Below are 19,940 nucleotides of genomic sequence, written 5' to 3'. Positions count from 1 at the left end.
CCGCAAGGAAGTGGAAGTCCAAAAGGTCCTTTTGTTCAACGGGTCGTTTCATCTACGTCGTTCCTCCATCAGTTAGAGAAGCGCTGATCAACGTGCAAAAGCCGTCAGGGGCACCCTGCACCCTAGCTCTGCAACTCCGAATGAAGATATCTGACAGCGCTCCCTTAAAAAAATTTTTCACGTGGGGCCAGGCCCCGATCTCCCCTTCAGGGACAGGCCTTCGAGGCGGCCTCATCGGCCTGCTTCACCGAGATGCTGAACACGTTGACCACGTCGGGGTCCGGACAACAGAAGGCGACGCCGCCCGTGCTCCTGCAGGGCGGGATCGTTCCTCCGTAGCGCAGGATGTCGATGTAGGGGAAGCCCGCGTGCAGGGCCATGGGGCAGAGCTTCCCCCGGTCCCGGTCGAAGTCGAAGGTATCTCCTACCTTGTGCCCGCGATGGCAGCCGCACGGCCCCCGCTTTTCGACCAGCGTGAGGAGGATCTGCGGCCGGCCCGTTCTCGGCGCCCCCTTTTCTTCCACGGTTCGCACTTCCTCTCTCGTCATGATTTTTCCCTGCCGTGATTTTTGCTCTTCGTCCTCCGGACGCAGGCCCGCAGGGTGCGCGACGTGTACTCGAGGTGGCTCGTCAGCGACGCCAACGCCCCCGCGACGTCATGGGCTTTCACCGCTTCCAGTATCTGTCGGTGCTGCTTTTGGGACTCCTCCCGGATGAGGGACATGTGAATCCTGATGTAGCGGTCCACCTGCTGGCGCAGGAGAGCGATCTGGTCCAGGGTCTTGGGGCGGTTTGCGGCGTCGTACAGCAGGTTATGAAAGACGAGGTTCTGCTCCCGCCAGAAGATGCAGTCCGTTTCCCTCTCCATCTTGTCCAGCATGGCCTCGGCCTCCAGGATCGCGGAAGGCTGGATGTTGGGGAAGGCAATGCGCAGGACGGAAACTTCGAGCGCCGTGATCATCTCGTAGATCTCCTGCATCTCCGCGAGGGTCAGGCCCGTGACCACGGCGCCGCGCCGCCCACGAAAATCCACGAGGCCCTCCATCTCAAGCAGGCGCAGGGCCTCGCGAAGGGGGATGGGGCTGACCTTCAAGCGTTCCGCCAGCTGGCTCTGATGCAGGGACTCGCCCTCCGGGAGAGTGCCCCGATAGATCGCCTCCCTCAGGATGTTGGCGATATAATAGGGGGCAGGGTTGTCCTTCAGGTGTACTGGAATGAGCCGTTCAAGTGACTCGTAATGAGCATTGGTGTCACTCATGCCGATCGCAGCTTCCCTTCAGAAAAAATTGCAGCGACGTCAAACCAAAACCTTCTGCCCCCATTATAGTGCATGATGCCCCCTTTCGTCCGGCTTTTATTCGGCCGTTGAAAGTTGAAGGTGGCGCAAACGCCCCTTTTTAAGGAAACACTGATTAAGTTGTTGAGAACTGGCAACCGTATAGGCTCCCTTCAGTGCCTGAAACTTCATCAGGCCGCGCGAAGCGCGTGGGGATTGGGACTGACGGCCCGTGAACGCCAGCGAACGGCTGCCGGAAGGCTCCCCGAAGGGGGGGCGTAGCCCCATTTTAAAATTTAGGGAAGCGCTGAAGGATACCCTTCGTTTGATGCTCCTTGATTGCTTTCAACAACTTTTGAAGATTAATCAGCGCTTCCTTAACGAGTTTTGAGCTATAATCATGAGCGTGAAAGCTTATGGCACATCGTCTATCGCTCATTTCCCGTCATGCTGATGGGGCAGACGCCCTGGAGGTGGAGTTGTTTTGAGCTCGAAAATATTGAACGTACCGAACACCCTGAGCCTTGTGCGCGTGTTCCTGGCCCCCCTTGTCCTGCTGTTTCTCTCCCTGAGGATCAGCACTCCCATCCCGTTCCTCTCCCTCGACGGCGCCGAGCCCCTGACGCTGGGAGACCTCCTGGCGGCCGTAGTGTTCATCATCGCGGCCATCACGGATTCCATGGACGGCTACATCGCGCGCAAGCACCACCTGATCACGACGCTGGGGAAGTTCATCGATCCCCTGGCGGATAAGGTGCTGGTCATCGCAGCGATGATCGCCCTCGTGGAGCTCCAGCGCATCCCCGGATGGATCGTGCTGGTCATCATTACGCGCGAGTTCGTCGTGACCGGGCTGCGCCTGGTGGCTGCGGCGGAGGGCGTCGTCATCGCCGCCTCGAAGGGCGGCAAGCTGAAGACGGTCTTTCAGATCGTCGCCCTCGCCATGCTGATCCTGAAGCTGCCGGGAGGAATGGCCCTCATGTGGGTTGCCATGATCCTGACGGTATGGTCCGGAATGGAGTACCTCATCGACGGTAGCCGGATGCTCCTGAACGCGGAGGAGGACACCCGGAGCCGATAGCGCCCGGATGCGTGAGGCCGATCATGTTCGCCGTCTGCCGGATGATGAGGACTCGATGAGCTGGGCCGCCGTCGTATCGGGGTGCTCTCTTGCGATGGACGCCTTCGCCCTGTCCGTCTGTGTCGGGGCCTGCACCGCGGGCAACCCCTGGCGCCCTGGCGCCCGCCTCGGACTGGCCTGCGGGGCGTTTCAGTTTCTCATGCCGCTTTTGGGGTGGAAGCTTGGCATGGCCTCCGCAAGGTGGTTCTCCTTCTGGGATCATTGGCTGGCCTTCGGGCTCCTGGCCTTCGTCGGAGGGGGCATGGTGTGCGACTTCCTTCGCGGGGAGGAGGAGTGCCGCGACGTCACTCAATCCCTCAGGCTGCTGCTCGCGGTCGCGCTGGCCACGTCGATCGACGCCCTGGCCGTCGGGGCGGGGTTTGGCCTCACGCGACTGCCCGTCATGCCCCTCGCCCTCGTCGCCGGTGGGGTCACGGCGGGGGCATGTGCTGCGGGGACCTGGCTGGGCCGCACGGCCGGGGCGGGCTTCGGCCGGAAGATGGAGCTCCTGGGCGGAGTCCTGCTCATCCTCATCGGGCTCAACATCCTGGCGACGCACCTGATGGAGGAGTGGAGGATGGGGACGGCATCGGTCCTGCCCCCCTCCCTGGGCTAGCCCCGTGGGCTTCTACGTCTACGTGCTGCGCTGCGGCGACGGATCGCTCTACACGGGCTGGACCGTGGACATCGTACGCCGCCTGAGCCGCCACCGCGCGGGGCAGGGAGGGCGGTACACGCGCTCGCACCTGCCCCTTGAGCTCGTCTATCAGGAGGAGTGCGCGTCGCGCTCGGACGCGATGAGGCGCGAGGGCGAGATCAAACGGATGAGCCGCGGGATGAAACTGGCCCTGATCAAAGGGAAGGCGGACGCCTGAGGGGAAAACTGTGCGTTCTGAAGGGTGGGAGGGGACCGTCAGGACCCCTCCCACTCCGCGTACTCCGGGACCAGGCGATGGAGCAGCGTCAGCGCCTCCTGCGGACGGCGGACGGCCTCGTCGAGGAGGGCGTTGAAGGAGCGGCTGTCAATCGCCCCGCCCAGGGGGCTCGTGAAAATCTTCGGGTGTCGGGTCGGGTGGACGGACCCCGGGTCGTAGAAGAGCTCCTCCTCCAGCTTCTCGCCGGGGCGAACGCCGGTGAAGACGATGGGGATGTCGCGGTAGGGCTCGTACCCGTAAAGGCGGATCAGCAGCTCGGCCATCTCCGTGATGACGACGGGCTCTCCCATGTCCAGGACGAAGAGCTCGCCCCCCTTCCCCATGGCGCCGGCCTGGATCACCAGGCTGACGGCCTCCGGGATGAGCATGAAGTAGCGCTTCATTTGCGGGTCGGTGACCGTGACGGGACCCCCAGCCGCGATCTGCCTCTCGAACTTCGGGATCACGCTCCCCCGGCTGCCCAGCACGTTTCCGAAGCGAACGGCCATGTAGGCCGTCCCCGGGTGGCTCTGCTGCTCCTGCTCCAGCGCCCGCTCGGCGACCCGCTTCGTGGCCCCCATGACGCTCGATGGATTGACGGCCTTGTCCGTGGAGATCAGCACCATCCGCTCCGCGCCGTGTTCACCGACGGCGCGCGCCAGGGTGCGCGTTCCCAGCCCGTTGACGCGCAGCGCCTCCCTGGGGGAGAACTCCATCAGGGGGACGTGCTTGTGCGCAGCGGCGTGGAAGACCAGTTGGGGTTGGTAACGGTCGAAGACGTCCCCCATGGCGATCTCGTCCGCGACGTCCGCGATGATGGGGCGTATGGGGACGTCCGGCTTCGCCTTGCTCAGGGACTCGGTCAGGAGGTAGATGGACTGTTCCCCGTGTCCCAGGACGAGGAGCTCCGCGGGTTTGTTCTGGATGACCTGCCGAACGATCTCGCTGCCGATGGAACCGCCCGCCCCGGTCACCAGGACGCGCCGGCCCCGGATGTAGTTTGCGTCCTCGTCCAGGTCGATCCTGATGGGATCGCGCCCCAGCAGGTCCTCGAGCTTGACGCTGCGCAGCCTCGTGACGGATACCGCGCCGCCCGCAAGCTCCCTCAGGCTGGGGAGGAGGCGGACCTCCACCCCAAGGGGAGCGAGCTGCTTGTAGAGGGAGCGAATCTTTCGCCCGTGCGCCGAAGGAATGGCGATCAGGACGATCCTGATCCCCTCCTCCCGGACGACCTCCGCCAGCCGCGACGTGTCGCCGACGACCTGCAGCCCCGCGATCCGCTTGCCCACCTTTTGAGGATCGTCGTCCACGAAGGCTTTCGGAACGAGGCTGCTGGCGTTGCGCATGAGGTCGCGGGCCAGAAGGGCGCCCGCCTCGCCGGCCCCGACGATGAGAGCCTCCAGGCGTTTTCCTTCCTTGGCCGCCGGCTGGGCGTGGAGGCGCCAGGACACGCGGAGTGCCCCGCTGAAGAGGACTCCGGCGAACAGCATGATAGCCAGGGACGTGCGCGGGAGGAGGACAAGGCGCCAGACGCCGTTCACGAGGATAAAGAGCAAGGCGGCGAGGAGGTAGAGCTCGCTGAAGCGCACGTAGTCCTCCAGGCTGGCTTGGGGCCACAGAATTTTGTACTGGCCGAAGATCGTGAAGACGACCGACGCCAGTGCCGGAAAGGCGATCGCCGTGACGATGCAGTCCCTCGCGTAGAGCGCGGGAATGAAGAGGCTGAGCCGTATGGCGTACCCCAGGTAGCAGGCGAGAGCGAGGAGCAGGAGGTCCAGCAGCGCCACGATCAGGCCGCTGTTGGCCGCCCTGTTCCACAGGCGGAGCATCGCCAGCAAAAGACGCCTCATGGTACCCTGGCGGCGCCCTAGAGGATGAGCTTCTTTCCGCCGCCCTGACTGCCGCCGCCGCCCAGACGATCCAGCTGGTCCAGCACGGCGGCCGGAGCGACGTCGATCTTCGACTTCTGGTGCGACATGGCCTCTTTCAATCGCTTGTCGTAGTCCTCGATGGACTTTTTAATGGCCTCCACGTCCCCCTTGATCCACAGCATCAGCCCGTCCGCTACGGCCTTCAGGGCCTTCTCGTCCGGCATTTCCTTCAGTATTCCGAGGGAGTGGAGGATGCCGTGTTCCTCCCGAACGGCGTCCAGAACGTCGTTCTCGTCGAAGAGCCCCTTCCTGTACAGGATGCGGAACATGATGTTGAAGCGGCTCTTCTGGTTTTCCGAGTCCATCGTCAGGCCGTCCACCCTGGCGAGCAGCATGGAGATCAACTCGTCAAGACCTATCTGCATCGGCATGATAAAATTCCTCCAAAAAATAAAGTGCGGCGACCGTGCCGCCGATAACACAACAACCTTCATTCTAGCACAGACGGGGCTCTTACAGAGCGCGCGCCGGCGTTGGCAAAAAAGAAATGGCGCGATCGCGGGGCTCACCGTTTTTGCCTGTTTTTAATGGTATAATACGCGCGTTTGCAAGGTCGAAAGGAGCCTGAGGAATGAATACAGAGTTGCTGGGACAGGATAAAAACGTCGTCAAGATCAAGGTAAACTTTGAAGCGGACGAGTTCGCGGGCGCCCTCAAGAAGACGCTGCACGAGCTGTCGCGCGATCTTAACATCCCTGGATTCCGCCGGGGGCACGCCCCCCGTCAGGTCATCGAGATGCGCGTCGGGCGCGATGCACTTTACAATGAAACCCTTGAGAAGCTCCTTTCAGACGCGGTGCCGCAGATCCTTGAGGACTACGACTTGGAAACGATCGACCAGCCCTCCCTGCTGAACGCGGGCGAGATCCGTGAGGGCCAGCCCATCTCTTGCGAATTGAGCTTTGAGGTGATGCCTGAGGTCAAGCTGCCGGAGATCGGGGACATCGAGGTCGAAAGGGTGAGGACCAACGTCACGGACGACATGCTGGAGAAGCTCATCGACCGTTTGCGCCGGGACCGATCGACCCTGACCCCGGTGGAGCGCCCTGCCGAGGCGAACGACGTCGTGACCGTCACCTTTCGGGTCCGGGTCCTGGAGGAGGGCGCGGAGGAGACCGCGCCGCGGAAGAACGAGATCGACCTCTCCGACGAGAATGTGCGCCCTGCAATCCGCGAGGCGCTTCTGGGACATTCCAAGGGGGACGTCGTCGAAACGGAGTTTGACGTTGAACCCGAGTATCAGGATAAAAAGGTCGCGGGCAAGCGCATCCATTACACGATGACCGTGGAGAGTGCGGTGGAGCGCGTCCTTCCGGAGCTTGGCGAGGAGTTTTATAAAAAGCTGTTCGGCGACAAGACGGAGGTCCTCACCGAGGAGGCGTTCCGCAGCAAGATGCGGAGCGACCTTGCGGCCAGCCTCGAGAGGGAGAACGGCGACGACGCAGCCCTCCGTGCGGTGGAGGAACTCGTCCGGCGCTCCGAACTGGAGGTCCCGGCCACCATGATCAGGCGGGAGGCCGCGGCGCTGCGCCGCAGGGACGAACAGGAGGCGAAGGAGCGCTACGGCATGGAGCTGCACCAGGTCCTGGGGCCGAAGAACGACCACTGGGAGCAGGACTACCTGAAGATCCTGGACACGAGGGCAGAGAACATCGTGCGCCACACCCTGATCCTGGACGCCGTGGCGAAGAAGTACGACGTCAAGGTCGATCGGGAGGACGTGGAGGCGGAGCTAGAGCGGCGCGCCTCCCTCTATGGGATCGACCGCAACACCCTGGCAGCCTACTTCTACAAGAACGAGAAGGCGATGGACCAGCTGACGAACGAGGTACACTACGACAAGGTGCGCAGGCAGGTCCTCTCGCTGACGAAGGTCAAGGAAGTCGACGAGCTCTCCGCCCCACAGGAGGAGCCCAAGGGAGAGCAGCCCCAGGATCAACGGTGAGGAGGTTCCGATGAGCACCTATTACATCCCTTACGTTATCGAGCAGACGGGGCGCGGCGAGCGCAGCTACGACATCTACAGCCGGCTCCTCAAGGACCGCATCGTGTTCCTGGGCACCCAGGTGATGGACGACGTGGCGAACTCCATCGTCGCGCAGCTCCTGTTCCTGGAGAGCGAGGACCCGGATAAGGACATCCACCTCTACATCAACAGCCCTGGCGGGAGCGTCACGGCGGGGATGGCCATCTACGACACGATGCAGTACATCAAGAGTCCGGTGTCGACGATCTGCGTTGGGATGGCCGCCAGCATGGCAGCCATCCTCCTGGCCGGAGGAGCCAAGGGGAAGCGTCTGGCGCTCCCCAACGCGGAGGTCATGATCCATCAGCCCCTGGGCGGTACGAGCGGACAGGCGAGCGACATCGAGATCCACGCGCGCAACATCCTGAACACCAGGAAGCGAATGAACGCGATCCTGGCCCGACACACGGGACAGGACGTGGAGAAGGTGGCCCAGGACACCGACCGGGACAACTTCATGACGGCTCAGGAAGCGCTGGACTACGGCCTGATCGACCGCATCATCGAATCGCGCTGACGCCTGTACGGGCCTGCACAAGTGGGGATGTTCGCTTAAGGGGATAGGAGACCTTTCCGTCCCCTTTGTCATGTTTCTGAAATGAAGATCATGGTAATGGCGCGCCGAGGCCGCTCTAGTGCAGGTGAGCTCACGGCGCTTGGCGGTCCCAAATTACAAGGACCGCATGGCTGGCAGAGGGCGATCACTCGTCCTGTCTGTCGCAGGGGACGCTCCCCGGAGGTTTTTTTACAGTTGAAAAAAATGAGAAGAAACGATATCGGTTCCAATGACGTTCATTGCTCGTTCTGCGGGAAGTCCCCGGATGAGGTTCACCGCCTGATGGCCGGGTCGGGGGTATGGATCTGCGACGAGTGCGTCGAGCTCTGCAACATGATCCTGGCCGAGGAGGGGACCGGCCGGCCGGAGGGCGCGAAGGGCATCGTGGTCCCACAGGAAGGCCCCCTGCCGCTTGCCGCGCTCGAGGCCGTGAAGCCGCGCGAGCTCAACGCGTTCCTGGACCAGTACGTCATCGGGCAGTCCAGGGCGAAGCGCGTCGTCTCCGTCGCGGTTTACAACCACTATCAGAGGGTCCGCAACAACCTTGAGCTGAAGAACTCCGACATCGAGCTCCAGAAGAGCAACGTCCTTCTGGTCGGGCCCACCGGGTCGGGCAAGACGCTGATCGCCCAGACGCTGGCCCACAGGTTGAACGTGCCCTTTGCCATCGCGGACGCCACGACGCTCACGGAGGCGGGATATGTGGGGGAGGACGTCGAGAACATCCTGCTTCGCCTCCTCCAGGCCGCCGACTACGACCTGCCGGCCGCAGAGCGGGGAATCATCTACCTGGACGAGATCGACAAGATAGCGCGCAAGTCCGAGTCCGTGTCCATCACGCGGGACGTTTCCGGCGAGGGCGTTCAGCAGGCGCTGCTCAAGATACTGGAGGGGACCATCGCCAACATCCCCCCCAAGGGCGGGCGCAAACACCCGCACCAGGACTTTATTCAGATGAACACGGAGAACATCCTCTTCATCTGCGGCGGCGCCTTTGAGGGGATCGAACACATCGTGGCACGGCGCGAGTTTCAGCGCTCCCTGGGCTTTGGCGGAGAGTTGGCTGCGCGCAGCGCGGACGACCGCTACAGCGTCCTGAGCAAGATTCAGCCGGAGGACCTGATAACCTTCGGCTTCATCCCGGAGCTCGTGGGGCGCATCCCCGTGCTGGTGGCCCTCGAGGAGCTGGACACCGCCGCCTTCGTCCGCATCCTTCAGGAGCCGCGTAACGCGCTGGTCAAGCAGTACAGGAAGATCCTCGCCATGGAGGGCGTGGACCTGGAGTTCACCCAGGACGCCCTGAAGCGCATCGCGGAGCTCGCGGTGCAGAAGAAGACGGGCGCGCGCGGGCTTCGGGCCATCATGGAGAACCTGATGCTGGACCTCCTCTACGAGCTCCCCTCCATGGAGAAGAACTTTAAGAAACTGGTGATCACGGAGGATTTCGTGAACCACAAGACGTCTCTTGAAAGGCTCCTGGCCGAGGCCAGGGAGGTCGCCTGAAGTGCCGACGAAGATTCTGATAACAGGGGAGAAGGACCCTGCCGACGTGGAGGCGAGGGACTGCCCCACGCTTCCCGTGCGGGACACCGTGGTCTTTCCGGGGGTCATCATGCCCCTCTTCGTGGGACGGCCCCGCTCTCTGCGGGCGGTGGAGTCCGCCTTCCTGCAGGACAAGAAGCTCTTCGTCGTCGCTCAGTCCACCAACGCCGTGGAGGACCCTGAAGCGTCGGACCTGTATAAGGTGGGGACCCTGTGCAGCCTCATGCAGATGCTCCGCCTGCCCGACGGGACGACCAAGCTCCTGATCGAGGGGACGGCCAGGATGCAGACGGAGGAGTACCGGCTGGACAACGAGATGTTCGTCGCCCACATTGCTCCGGTCCCGTGGAAGAACGCGAACCGCAAGGCCCTTGAGCCCTGGCGACGGCGGGTGCTGGAGTGCTTTGAGCGCTACAACGCCCTTCAGCCCAGGATTCCGGGCGAGGTTATGGCCTCCATTGCGGCCCTGGACGACCTGGAACAGCTGATCAATCTGATCGGCTCCCACATCTCCATCAAGCTGGAGGACCGGCAGGCGCTGCTGGAGATCCAGGACATGCGGGAGGCCTTCGTGTTCCTCCTGCGCCTCCTGACCGAGGAGAACGACATCCTGGAGCTTGAGCGCGACATTCAGGAGCGGGTACGCTCCGCTGTGGACAAGAACCAGAAGGAGTACTACCTTCGGGAACAGCTGCGCGTCATTCAGAACGAGCTGGGGCAGGGCGAAAGCGAGGAGGAGGAGTGGGGCGCCTACACGGAGAGGATCGAGGGGTCCAAGATGAGCGAGGAGGCCAAGACAAAGGCTCAGAAGGAGCTCTCCCGCCTCCGCAAGATGCCCTTTATCTCCCCGGAGGCAGCAGTCATCCGAAGCTATCTGGATTGGCTCTTGGACCTCCCCTGGGAGGTACGGACGGAGGAGAACGCCAACATCTCGCAGGCGGAGAAGGTGTTGGACCGCGATCATTACGGCCTGCGCAAGGTGAAGGACAGGATATTGGAGTTCCTGGCCGTGCGTCGCCATGCGGGCGCGGACATGAAGGGACAGATCATCTGCTTCGTGGGACCTCCCGGAGTCGGCAAGACCTCCCTGGGCCGGTCAATCGCCGACGCGCTGAACCGAAAGTTCATCAACGTATCGCTGGGCGGCGTTCGGGACGAGGCGGAGATACGCGGACACCGGAGGACGTACATCGGCTCCCTGCCGGGACGCATCGTTCAGACGCTTGTCCGGGCGGGGAGCTGCAACCCCGTCATGCTCCTGGACGAGATCGACAAGTTGGGCAACGACTTTCGCGGCGACCCGGCCTCCGCCCTCTTGGAGGTCCTGGATCCCCGTCAAAACTCGCACTTTACCGACCACTACCTCGAGGTCCCCTTCGACCTCAGCGAGGTCCTCTTCATCACGACGGCGAACGTCACCCATTCCATCCCCAAACCCCTGCTCGACCGAATGGAGCTCATCTCCCTTCCGGGCTACATCTCCGAGGAGAAGGTGCAGATCGCCTCGCGATACCTCCTGCCCCGCAGCCTGAAGGAACACGGCTTCAAGAGGATGGATATCAAGGTCCCTGTCCCCGCCCTGAAGAAGATCATCGGCTCCTACACCCAGGAGGCAGGGGTCCGCGGGCTGGAGCGGTGCCTCTCGACGATCGTGCGGAAGATCACGCGGCAGGTCGTGGAGGGGGAGGACAAGGGCACTCCTCTCTCCCTGCCGGCCTCCGTCAAGGTGGCGGACCTGAAGGAGTACCTGGGGTCCCCCAAGCTCTACGACCTGGCGGTTCCCACCGCCCCGGAGAGGGGCAGCGTCGTGGGACTTGCCTGGACCGAGGCGGGTGGGGACGTCCTGATCATCGAGGCCGTGATCATGAAGGGGAAGGGGGAGTTGCTTCTGACGGGGCAGCTGGGCGACGTGATGCAGGAGTCCGCCAAGGCCGCCGTCAGCTACCTGAGGTCCGAGAGCGCGGCCCTCAACCTGGACGACGTGGACTGGAAGGCCCTCGACATCCACCTGCACGTGCCGGAAGGCGCCGTCCCCAAGGACGGGCCGTCCGCAGGCGTCACGATGGCGACGGCGATCCTCTCCGCGGTGAGCGGGCGCAGGGTCCGACAGGGCATCGCCATGACGGGGGAGATATCCCTCCGCGGCAAGGTCCTGCCCGTCGGCGGGATCCGGGAGAAGATCTTGGCCGCTCGCCGCCACGGCGTATCTCACATCCTCCTTCCCCTTCCCAACCGGGCCGACGTCGAGGAGGTCCCTCAGGAGTACACCAGGGGAATGACCTTCAGCTACGTTGAGAACGTCCTGTCGGTCTTTGAAAGGGCCCTAGAGAAGTAATGCGCGTTTCGCTTGAGGCCACGTGCTTCACCCCGCAGCAGCTGCCCTTGGAGGAGTGTCCGGAGGTCGTGATCGCCGGGCGATCCAACGTAGGCAAGTCCAGCCTGATCAATGCGTTTCTGGGCGTCAGGCTGGCGCACGTCGGGGCCACGCCCGGCAAGACGCGCAGCATCAATTTTTATCGGGTCGGGGAGGAGCGTCCCTTCAGGCTCGTGGACCTGCCGGGGTACGGATATGCCTCGCGGAGCAAGGCTGAGAAGGACGCCTGGCTCCGACTGGTTTCGGCCTACGTCGAGGGCCGGGCCGCCCTCCGCCTCGTGTGCCACCTCGTGGACTTCAGGCATGGGCTCCTGGCCAACGACCTCGAGCTTCAGGAATGGCTCGTCCGTTGTGGAAAGAACATTCTGGTGGTCTTTACGAAGGCGGACAAGCTGGCGCGAGGACGGTGGAAGGACATGGTCAGGCAGTACGTCGCCAAGGGATTGTACTCCGTTGACCTCCCCATCGTGACGTCTGCGGAGAAACGAGTTGGCGTCGAGGAGTTGCGGTCGTTCATTCGGTCTTTTCTTGAGCGAAACGACTGAACGGGAGCAGTGCCAGCCTTCTTCCAGGACTACCGCACCCACCTGGCGGCGTTCTCAGCGCGCATCCCCAAGGGGACGGAGGACTATAGGGGGGCTTGGGACAAAAAGAACTTGCCCCTACGCTTCCTTGGCCTACCTGTAGACCTCTCTCCTGTGGCCGAGCCAGACGACGAGGACAACAAGGGTATCATCCCTCAGGTGGCATACCAGGCGATAGTCCCCTACACGATAACGCCAAAGACCTGCAAGCGGCCCCTGCAACGCCTCTCCTTGCATCCGAGGATTGGGGAGCGACGCCACACGGTCGATAAATCTTCCGACCCTTTGCCGGATCGGCTTATCCAGCTTGCAAAGTGTGGCTTCCGCCTCCTCGGAAAGCTCAATCGTCCAGGCCAAGGCGTGCCCTCACCTCACCCCAGGGGCGAGTACCCATCCTTCCGGCATCGATCTCGGCCACAACCCTTTGCGCTTCCTCGGCGTCCTCCAAGTCCTCAAGGTACTGCTCGATGGCCATCAACACGAACCTTTCCGGCTTCTGTTTGACCTCGCAACTTCGGACCTCAATACGCTCCCGCAGCTCCTGTGGCAACTCCAGCACGAGCTGAGCCATCCCTCATCCCTCCCCTGATCATAATAAGGTCTACTTCGCTAAAGGTTTTGGTAAACGTCTTTAATCAGTCAAGCCCCAGGGCTTTTAGCACGTCCTCCAAGGGGACCGTCGGGTCGTCCTTGTGGGCCTCAATCCATGCGATATCCTCCTCGTCTTCCTGGGTTTCTAGGTACTGCAAGAATGCTGCATAATGGCTCACCCTGTCCAAGTCCTCCTCGGTCAGGCTCTGGAGTTGGCGATATAGGCTCTTCCTCTTTGCTGCCACAGCTTGAATCATACCTATCCCTCCCCCCCTTTGGCTGCCGAGATCGCCGCCTCAAATTCGACAGCGTTCTGGGCTCGCGCAATGGCCTCCCTGATTGCAATGGTCACCTTGGCTCAGAGCAGAGCAGGAGGACACAAGGGCGATTTTCCTCCGCTCATTATACCTATTTTTCATTGTATAATGAGCGGAGGAACACAAAAAAGGGCCGCCCCTCCAAGGTCAGCAGCTCTTTCATGAAAAAGGAGGGACCCTCCCAATTGCAACTATGGAAAAGGGATATCACGAGATAAGGCCGTCGCTCGTGACGACATACAACAGCTTGAAAGAGGCTGGGGGAGTGTTGGGTATGGGTTGCAGTGGAGAACATTGGCGCGCCTGGGGCGATTCGAACGCCCGACCTACGGCTCCGGAGGCCGTCACTCTATCCACTGAGCTACAGGCGCGCGTCAGGTCAACGCCAGTAACTATAGCATAGTTTGGCAAAAAATGAAGGTGCAAATCCAGATTCTCGGTAAAATTCCTGAAGGACTTTCACTCGACTTTCGAGAGGACCGAGCTGGAATCAAGGCCAGAAACGTTTGAGACGAGGTGCGGGGATCATGATCAAAATAGTCGTAGCGGACGACCACAAGCTCTTCAGGGATGGTCTGCGCAAGATTCTGGAGCTGGAGCCGGACATCAAGGTCGTGGGGGAGGGGGCCGACGGCGAGGAGGCGCTGGAGCTGCTTCGCCAGCACCACCCCGACGTCATCCTTTTCGACATCAACATGCCGCAGATGGACGGGGTGCAGCTGGCGCGGGAGATCAAGGCCAGAGGCATCAAGTCCGCCTCCGTGGCCGTCAGCGCCTACGACGACGAGGACTGCCTGGCCACCCTTTCCGCCGAGGGGGTGAAGGGGTTCGTCCTCAAGTCCTCCGGAAGGTCGGAGTTGATCGCGGCCATTCGCGCAGCCTGCCGCGGCGAGCCCTACGTGGACCCCAAGGTGGCGGGGAAGCTGATGACCAGCTTCTCCAGGAGGAAGAATGAGAACAGTCTTCTGGACGACCTCTCCCCCCGTGAGAAGGTGGTCCTGTACTGGCTCTCCCAGGGGATGAGCAACCAGGAGGTGGCGCAGAAGACCGTCCTCTCCGAGAAGACGGTGAAGAACCACGTCAGCCACATGCTGAAGAAACTGGAGCTGCGCGACCGCACCCAGGCGGCCATCCTCGCCTGGAAGCTGGGTTTCGCCCAGATGAGCCCGGAAACGATGGAGCAGATCACCGGCGACGGCGCGGGAATCGAGAGCTGACTCACGCCTCGGACGAAAACGTGCGCCCCCCACAAGACCGTGGGGGGCGTACTGCATCCAGCGCCTAGTGGCTGATGCTGTCGAGGTTCTCCTTCAATCGGGCGATCTGTGCCGTGCCTTCAGCCACCCGCGCGCGCTCCTTCTCCACCACTTCCTGAGGGGCACGGGAAACGAAGCTGGGCTTATCGAGTCTGGCTTGACTGGCCGCCACGTTTTTCTCGATGGAGGCGATCTCCTGGGTCAAGCGCGCGATCTCCGAAGGGATGTCGAGCACGTCCCCCACGGGCAGACTGATCTCGGCGTCCCCCACGACGGAGGTCAGTGAGGCCGTGGGCCGCGGCTCGGACAACGGGGTGATTGCGACCTCGTGGACGCGGCAGAGGCCTGAGAGCTGCCCCAGGTTGTCGCGCAGCATCTCCGCGACGGTGGGATCGTCCACCCGGATCACCGCGTGGCTCATCCACTGCTGGGGAGCGACGTGAGCCTCCGCCCGCAGGTTACGCAGGGCAGACACCGTATCCTGCAGCGTACGCATGGAGGGCTGGACGTCGGCAAAGCGAAGCGCCTCCTGAGGCCGGGGCCACGGAGCCCTCATGATGGAGGTGTCGCCCCAGCCGAACGCGGCCCACAGCTCCTCCGTCACGAAGGGGATGAAAGGGTGGAGCAGCGGAAGGAGCGTTTTGAAGACCTCCTCCAGCACGCCCTGTGCCGTTCGCCTGCGCTCCGGCCCCTCGTCGCCGCGCAGCGCGGGCTTCGACATCTCGATGTACCAGTCGCAGACGTCGCCCCAGGTGAAATCGTAGAGGCTCCGGGCAGCTTCGCCGATGTCGTAGCCGTCGATGCACTTCGTGATCTTTTGTGTGACCTCCTGGCAGCGGGTGAGTATCCAGCGGTCCTGAAGGCGCAGATGAGTTTGGTCGATGGGCTGGGACTCGTCGTCGAGGTTCATCAGGGCAAACCGTGCCGCGTTCCACAGCTTGTTCATGAAGTACCGGTAGGTTTCGATCTTGTCGGAGGAGAGCAGGATGTCCCGTCCCTGAGTGGAGAGCGCCGCCAGGGCCATGCGCAGCGCGTCTGCACCGTACTTGTCGATCATGACGAGGGGATCGATGACGTTGCCCTTTGACTTGCTCATCTTGTCGCCCTTCTCGTCCCGGATCAGGGAGTGGATGTAGACGTCCTTGAAGGGGACTTCGTCCATGAATTCGAGCCCCATCATGATCATCCGGGCCACCCAGAAGAAGATGATGTCAAACCCCGTCACCATGAGCGACGTGGGATAGAAGTATTCGAGCGTTGGGGTCCTTTCGGGCCAGCCCATCGTGGAGAAGGGCCAGAGCGCGCTGCTGAACCAGGTGTCCAGGACGTCCTCATCCTGAGCGATGTTCCTGCTGCCGCACTTCTCGCACTCTGCGGGGTCCGCCTCGGCGACGGTGACGTGCCCGCAGTCGGCGCAGGTCCAGGCCGGGATGCGGTGCCCCCACCACAGCTGACGGGAGATGCACCAGTCCCGGATGTTCTCCATCCAGTGAAAGTACGTCTTCTCCCACTGCGCGGGCGTCCACGTGATGCGCCCCTCTTTGACGGCCTGAACGCCGCGCTCTGCGAGGGGCTTCGTCCGGACGAACCACTGCTCGGAAAGGTAGGGCTCCACGGTGGTCCCGCACCTCTGGCAGTGGCCGACGGAGTGCTTGATCTCCTCGGTCCTCTCCAGCAGCCCCAGCGCGTCGAGGTCCTTCGCCGCGGCCTCGCGCGCCTGCTCCAAGGTCATGCCCCGATACTTGCCGGCGTTCTCGTTCATGACGCCCTCGGAATCGATGACCTGAATCTGCTCCAGGTCGTGCCGCTGTCCCACCAGGAAGTCGTTGGGGTCGTGGGCCGGCGTGATCTTGACGCAGCCCGTCCCGAACTCCGGGTCCACCATGTTGTCCTCGATGATGGGAATCTCGCGATCCGTCAGGGGAACGCGGACCCTTTTCCCGATCATGCCGCGATACTGCTCCGACCGTGGGTGCACCGCGATGGCCACGTCACCGAGGATCGTTTCCGGGCGCGTCGTCGCCACGAGGAGCGATCCCTCCTCACCGACGAAGGGATAGCGCACGTAATAGAACTTTCCGGGCATCTCCCGGTACTCCACCTCCAGGTCGGAGAGGGCGGTGTGGCAGCGGGAGCACCAGTTGATGATGTACTTGCCCTTGTAGATCAGGTCCTTCTTGTAGAGGCGCACGAACACCGCCCGAACGGCACGGGACAGCCCCTCGTCGAACGTAAAGCGCTCGCGCCGCCAGTCGCAGGAGTTTCCCAGCCGCTTCATCTGCTTGATGATGCGGTCGCCGTAGACCTCCTTCCACTCCCAGACCTTCTTCACGAAGGCCTCACGCCCGAGGTCGTGGCGGGTCAGGCCTTTCTTTGCCAAGTCCTTCTCCACGACGTTCTGCGTCGCGATGCCCGCGTGGTCCGTCCCAGGGAGCCAGAGGACGCTGTATCCCTGCATGCGTTTCGTCCGGCACAGGATGTCCTGAAAGGTGTTGTTGAAGGCGTGCCCCATGTGGAGCGACCCCGTGACGTTCGGGGGAGGGATCACAATGGAAAAGGCCTCTTTGGAGGCGTCGGGCTCCGCATTGAACAGCCCCTTCTCCAGCCAGAACGCATACCACTTCTCCTCAATGGCATCGGGCGAATAGCCCTTGGCGAGCTCTCGGTTCCTCTTCATCACAATCGACACTCCGTCCCCAAAAAATTCCTGCTTCGCGCTGTCGTGTAAAACGGCAGTCCAGGACCGCAACGCTGATCTCAAAAGAAGCCAGGACAATAACTAAATTAAACATTTTAGCAGATAAGGCAGGGGAAGATAAGTCCCCGATTGATGCGCTCCGTAGGGCACGCCGGAGTTTCGTCTTTTTCGATGTCCGGCTCCGTTTCTGCGTGCATTTTTTGTCCTTTTATGCTATTTTAGTTCATACTGCTTCAAGAAACGGATTCCAACGTGGTTCTTTGTCGAACGGGACCTTCGGGCAAAGCGTCTGAGGGCACTTTAGGAGGGAATGCGGAGCATGGAAATGTACGTCACAGCGCTGCGCGAGCTCTTTGAGGCATCAGGGTTCGCGGTCTTGTTCTCCCCTGCGGGGACGGGCAACCTCGTCATGATCATCGTCGCCTTCGTCCTGCTCTACCTGGCTATCGGCAAGGGGTTTGAGCCCCTGCTCCTCGTCCCCATCGCCTTCAGCTGCCTGCTGGTCAACCTGCCCCTGTCCGGCATCATGGATATGCCCACGGCGGAGAACCCCTCGCTTGGGTTCCTGCGGGCCGTTTACTTTGGCGCGCAGTACGAAATCTATCCCATCATCATCTTCCTTGGGATAGGGGCCCTGACGGACTTCGGACCCCTCATCGCGAACCCGATCACGTTCCTGCTGGGCGCTGCCGCGCAGTTCGGCGTGTTCGTCTCCTTCATCGGGGCCAACTGGGTCGGCCCCATCGCCAAAAGCTTCGGCCTCGACGTGGCCTTCAACATCAAGCAGGCCGCGAGCATCGGCATCATCGGCGGCGCGGACGGCCCCACGAGCATCTACCTGACCATGAAGCTGGGACAGGAGGAGATACTGGGCGCCATCGCCGTTGCGGCCTACAGCTACATGTCCCTCGTCCCGCTGATCCAGCCCCCGTTCATTCGGATGCTCACGTCGAAGAAGGACCGCGGCATCGTGATGAGCGAGCTCCGCCCCGTCAGCAAGCGCGAAAAGGTCCTGTTCCCCATCATCTGCACCATCGTGGCCGGTCTGGTGCTTCCGGCCTGCGTGCCTCTGGTTGGTACGTTGATGTTCGGCAACCTGCTGCGCGAGTGCGGAGCCACGGAACGCCTGAGCCAGACGGCCCAGAACGAGCTCCTGAACATCACCACGATCTTCCTGGGCCTCGCTGTCGGCTCCACGATGGAGGCCGACAAGTTCCTGCAGGCCCGGACGCTCATCATCGTCCTGCTCGGTCTGATCGCCTTCATCTTCAGCACGGTTGGTGGGGTCCTCTTCGGTCAGCTCATGAAGGTCCTCTCGGGCGGCAAGATCAACCCGATGATCGGCTCCGCAGGCGTTTCGGCCGTCCCCATGGCAGCGCGCGTCGTGCAGCGGGTCGTCCAGGAGGAGTACCCCGGCCACTTCCTGCTGATGCACGCTATGGGGCCCAACGTGGCGGGCGTCATCGGCACCGCGGTTGCGGCGGGCGTCATGTTGACGCTCCTCTCCAAGTAGGGAATCTGCCATCCAAATATTTGTCGAGGTAGCGAACGAGCCGCCCCCTGAGGGGCGGCTTTGCTCATGGCCAGCGCCCTGTGCGACTGTACGGGCTGGCGCTCGTTTGCTACAATAATCAACCCACGTTAACCTACCGCAGGCCCCGGAGCCTGCGTTGCCAAAAAGGTGTGAGAGCGGGGGTCGAGCGACCCCTAAGGGTTTCAGGATTGGGAGGGATGGTTCCATGGGTCAGTTTGAAGGAGACGTCGTGCTGGGGAAGCTGTCGCCGGACGCGCTCCGCCGGAACGTGCTGCGCTACGCGGGAGCGCCCCGGAAGGACTTGATCGTCGGAGGCGGACTCGGCGAGGACGCTGCGCTGATTCGATGGCCGGACGCCGAGCGCTTCCTCGCCGTGGCGTCCGATCCCATTGTGGGGGCCTCGGAGGGCGCGGGGGAGCTCCTGGTCCACGTGAACGCCAACGACGTCGTCTGCAAGGGCGGCGAGCCGTCCTGGCTCATCGTGACGCTAATCATACCGGCGGGGGAGGGGGTCGCCATGGTCAGCCGGATCATGCAGGAGGTGCACGAGGCCTGTGCGGCCATGGGGATCGCCGTGGTGGGCGGACACACGGAACTGTCGGACCGCTACGACTGGCCCGTCATCGTGGGGACGATGATGGGGCCAACCAACTGCCAGCTGGGGATCAACCGGATACGGCCGGGCGACAGGCTCCTCGTGACCGGTCACGCCGGGCTTGAGGGGATGTCCATCCTGGCGCACGACAGGCCGGACCTCCTGGACGGCCTCAGCGCGGAGGAACTGACGACGGTCCGCGCCTGGAGAAAGGACCTCTCCGTCGTTCCACCGGCTCGGGCCCTTCGGGACTTTTCGCACTACATGCACGACCCCACGGAGGGCGGCCTGGAGGGCGCGCTCCTGGAGGTCTGCAAGGCTGCCGGGCTTCCGTTGACGCTCGACCGCGACGCCGTCCCCATCTCTCCCATCACGCGGAAGGCCGCGGCGTCCCTGGGCTTCGATCCCCTGCGCCTGATCTCGTCGGGGATGCTGATCGCCGCTGTCCCGGAGGAGAGAGTGGAGGCTGCCCAGGCCGCCCTCCTTCAGAATCGTATCCCTTCAAGCGTTATAGGACAATTTGGCACGGCGGAGGGTGAGGCCGCGGAAGAACGGCTGGACATGCACGAAGAGCTGTGGGACCTCCTGGCCAGGGGAAGGGCGTAGCGCAGCGGATATAGTATAAT

General features: G+C 62.6%; 19 protein-coding genes and 1 tRNA gene. 11 read left to right on the top strand and 9 right to left on the bottom strand.

Annotation, left to right across the window (positions count from 1 at the left end):
- Positions 1-206: 206 nt before the first annotated feature.
- A complete protein-coding gene (locus ACO41U_RS00550; protein WP_485941045.1) occupies positions 207-548 on the bottom strand; it encodes a TIGR04076 family protein in 342 nt (113 codons plus the stop codon).
- Positions 545-1,258, bottom strand: a complete 714-nt coding sequence (locus ACO41U_RS00545; protein ID WP_485941044.1) for a GntR family transcriptional regulator — start codon at positions 1,256-1,258, stop codon at positions 545-547. Before ACO41U_RS00545 ends, ACO41U_RS00550 begins: the two co-directional genes overlap by 4 nt.
- 502 nt (positions 1,259-1,760) lie before the next feature.
- Between ACO41U_RS00545 and pgsA the strand changes: the two genes are divergently transcribed.
- The 3 genes from pgsA to ACO41U_RS00530 are packed head-to-tail and all read left to right on the top strand — an operon-like array spanning position 1,761 to position 3,271.
- Positions 1,761-2,357: a CDP-diacylglycerol--glycerol-3-phosphate 3-phosphatidyltransferase gene (gene pgsA / locus ACO41U_RS00540; protein ID WP_298780363.1), complete on the top strand. Its 597-nt coding sequence runs from the start codon at positions 1,761-1,763 to the stop codon at positions 2,355-2,357.
- A 7-nt stretch (positions 2,358-2,364) separates the two neighbouring features.
- Complete coding sequence (locus ACO41U_RS00535) at positions 2,365-3,012, top strand: manganese efflux pump MntP (protein ID WP_298780362.1); 648 nt, start codon at positions 2,365-2,367, stop codon at positions 3,010-3,012.
- Positions 3,013-3,016: 4 nt separating this feature from the next.
- Positions 3,017-3,271: a GIY-YIG nuclease family protein gene (locus ACO41U_RS00530; RefSeq protein WP_298780360.1), complete on the top strand. Its 255-nt coding sequence runs from the start codon at positions 3,017-3,019 to the stop codon at positions 3,269-3,271.
- Between the two features lie 38 nt (positions 3,272-3,309).
- Here ACO41U_RS00530 and ACO41U_RS00525 read toward each other — a convergent pair whose 3' ends face one another.
- Together ACO41U_RS00525 and ACO41U_RS00520 are read right to left on the bottom strand one after the other, a co-directional pair.
- Positions 3,310-5,160, bottom strand: coding sequence for a polysaccharide biosynthesis protein (locus tag ACO41U_RS00525; protein WP_485941043.1), 1,851 nt, complete (start codon positions 5,158-5,160; stop codon positions 3,310-3,312).
- A gap of 17 nt (positions 5,161-5,177) precedes the next feature.
- Positions 5,178-5,612 (bottom strand): hypothetical protein, encoded by a 435-nt coding sequence (locus ACO41U_RS00520; protein ID WP_298780356.1) that lies wholly within the window; start codon positions 5,610-5,612, stop codon positions 5,178-5,180.
- Between the two features lie 200 nt (positions 5,613-5,812).
- Between ACO41U_RS00520 and tig the strand changes: the two genes are divergently transcribed.
- The 5 genes from tig to yihA all read left to right on the top strand — a co-directional run bounded on the left by tig (position 5,813) and on the right by yihA (position 12,284).
- Complete coding sequence (tig, locus tag ACO41U_RS00515) at positions 5,813-7,186, top strand: trigger factor (RefSeq protein WP_298780353.1); 1,374 nt, start codon at positions 5,813-5,815, stop codon at positions 7,184-7,186.
- A gap of 10 nt (positions 7,187-7,196) precedes the next feature.
- On the top strand, positions 7,197-7,784 hold the full coding sequence (gene clpP / locus ACO41U_RS00510) for an ATP-dependent Clp endopeptidase proteolytic subunit ClpP (RefSeq protein WP_485941042.1): 588 nt from the start codon (positions 7,197-7,199) through the stop codon (positions 7,782-7,784).
- Between the two features lie 243 nt (positions 7,785-8,027).
- On the top strand, positions 8,028-9,326 hold the full coding sequence (clpX, locus tag ACO41U_RS00505) for an ATP-dependent Clp protease ATP-binding subunit ClpX (RefSeq protein ID WP_485941058.1): 1,299 nt from the start codon (positions 8,028-8,030) through the stop codon (positions 9,324-9,326).
- 1 nt (position 9,327) lies between these two features.
- Positions 9,328-11,700, top strand: a complete 2,373-nt coding sequence (gene lon, locus ACO41U_RS00500; protein ID WP_485941041.1) for an endopeptidase La — start codon at positions 9,328-9,330, stop codon at positions 11,698-11,700.
- Positions 11,700-12,284 carry a ribosome biogenesis GTP-binding protein YihA/YsxC gene (gene yihA / locus ACO41U_RS00495; protein WP_485941040.1) on the top strand — a complete coding sequence of 195 codons (585 nt, stop codon included), beginning with the start codon at positions 11,700-11,702 and terminating at the stop codon, positions 12,282-12,284. Before lon ends, yihA begins: the two co-directional genes overlap by 1 nt.
- Before the next feature lie 132 nt (positions 12,285-12,416).
- Here the strand turns inward: yihA and ACO41U_RS00490 are convergent, their stop codons facing one another.
- The 4 genes from ACO41U_RS00490 to ACO41U_RS00475 form a co-directional block, all read right to left on the bottom strand.
- Positions 12,417-12,680, bottom strand: a complete 264-nt coding sequence (locus ACO41U_RS00490) for a type II toxin-antitoxin system RelE family toxin (RefSeq protein ID WP_298780341.1) — start codon at positions 12,678-12,680, stop codon at positions 12,417-12,419.
- Positions 12,664-12,894, bottom strand: coding sequence for a type II toxin-antitoxin system RelB family antitoxin (gene relB, locus ACO41U_RS00485; RefSeq protein WP_298780339.1), 231 nt, complete (start codon positions 12,892-12,894; stop codon positions 12,664-12,666). Before relB ends, ACO41U_RS00490 begins: the two co-directional genes overlap by 17 nt.
- 64 nt (positions 12,895-12,958) lie before the next feature.
- Positions 12,959-13,171 carry a hypothetical protein gene (locus tag ACO41U_RS00480; RefSeq protein WP_298780336.1) on the bottom strand — a complete coding sequence of 71 codons (213 nt, stop codon included), beginning with the start codon at positions 13,169-13,171 and terminating at the stop codon, positions 12,959-12,961.
- A gap of 355 nt (positions 13,172-13,526) precedes the next feature.
- A tRNA-Arg gene (locus tag ACO41U_RS00475) sits at positions 13,527-13,602 on the bottom strand.
- A gap of 156 nt (positions 13,603-13,758) precedes the next feature.
- Between ACO41U_RS00475 and ACO41U_RS00470 the strand changes: the two genes are divergently transcribed.
- The gene (locus ACO41U_RS00470; RefSeq protein WP_485941039.1) at positions 13,759-14,448 is read left to right on the top strand and encodes a response regulator; all 690 of its coding nucleotides are present in this window, start codon (positions 13,759-13,761) and stop codon (positions 14,446-14,448) included.
- 64 nt (positions 14,449-14,512) lie between these two features.
- On the opposite strand, the gene ACO41U_RS00465 is transcribed toward ACO41U_RS00470, so the two are convergent.
- Complete coding sequence (locus ACO41U_RS00465) at positions 14,513-17,164, bottom strand: valine--tRNA ligase (RefSeq protein ID WP_485941038.1); 2,652 nt, start codon at positions 17,162-17,164, stop codon at positions 14,513-14,515.
- A 340-nt stretch (positions 17,165-17,504) separates the two neighbouring features.
- Here ACO41U_RS00465 and ACO41U_RS00460 point away from each other — a divergent pair, with 340 nt between their 5' ends.
- Both ACO41U_RS00460 and ACO41U_RS00455 read left to right on the top strand, forming a co-directional pair.
- A complete protein-coding gene (locus ACO41U_RS00460; protein WP_485941037.1) occupies positions 17,505-18,698 on the top strand; it encodes a sodium ion-translocating decarboxylase subunit beta in 1,194 nt (397 codons plus the stop codon).
- 226 nt (positions 18,699-18,924) lie between these two features.
- Entirely contained in the window at positions 18,925-19,920 is a 996-nt protein-coding gene (locus tag ACO41U_RS00455) for an AIR synthase family protein (RefSeq protein WP_485941036.1), read from the top strand.
- Positions 19,921-19,940: the final 20 nt, after the last annotated feature.

It is taken from the genome of Fretibacterium sp., assembly GCF_057312375.1.
This window is presented reverse-complemented; position numbering and strand designations above follow the sequence as displayed.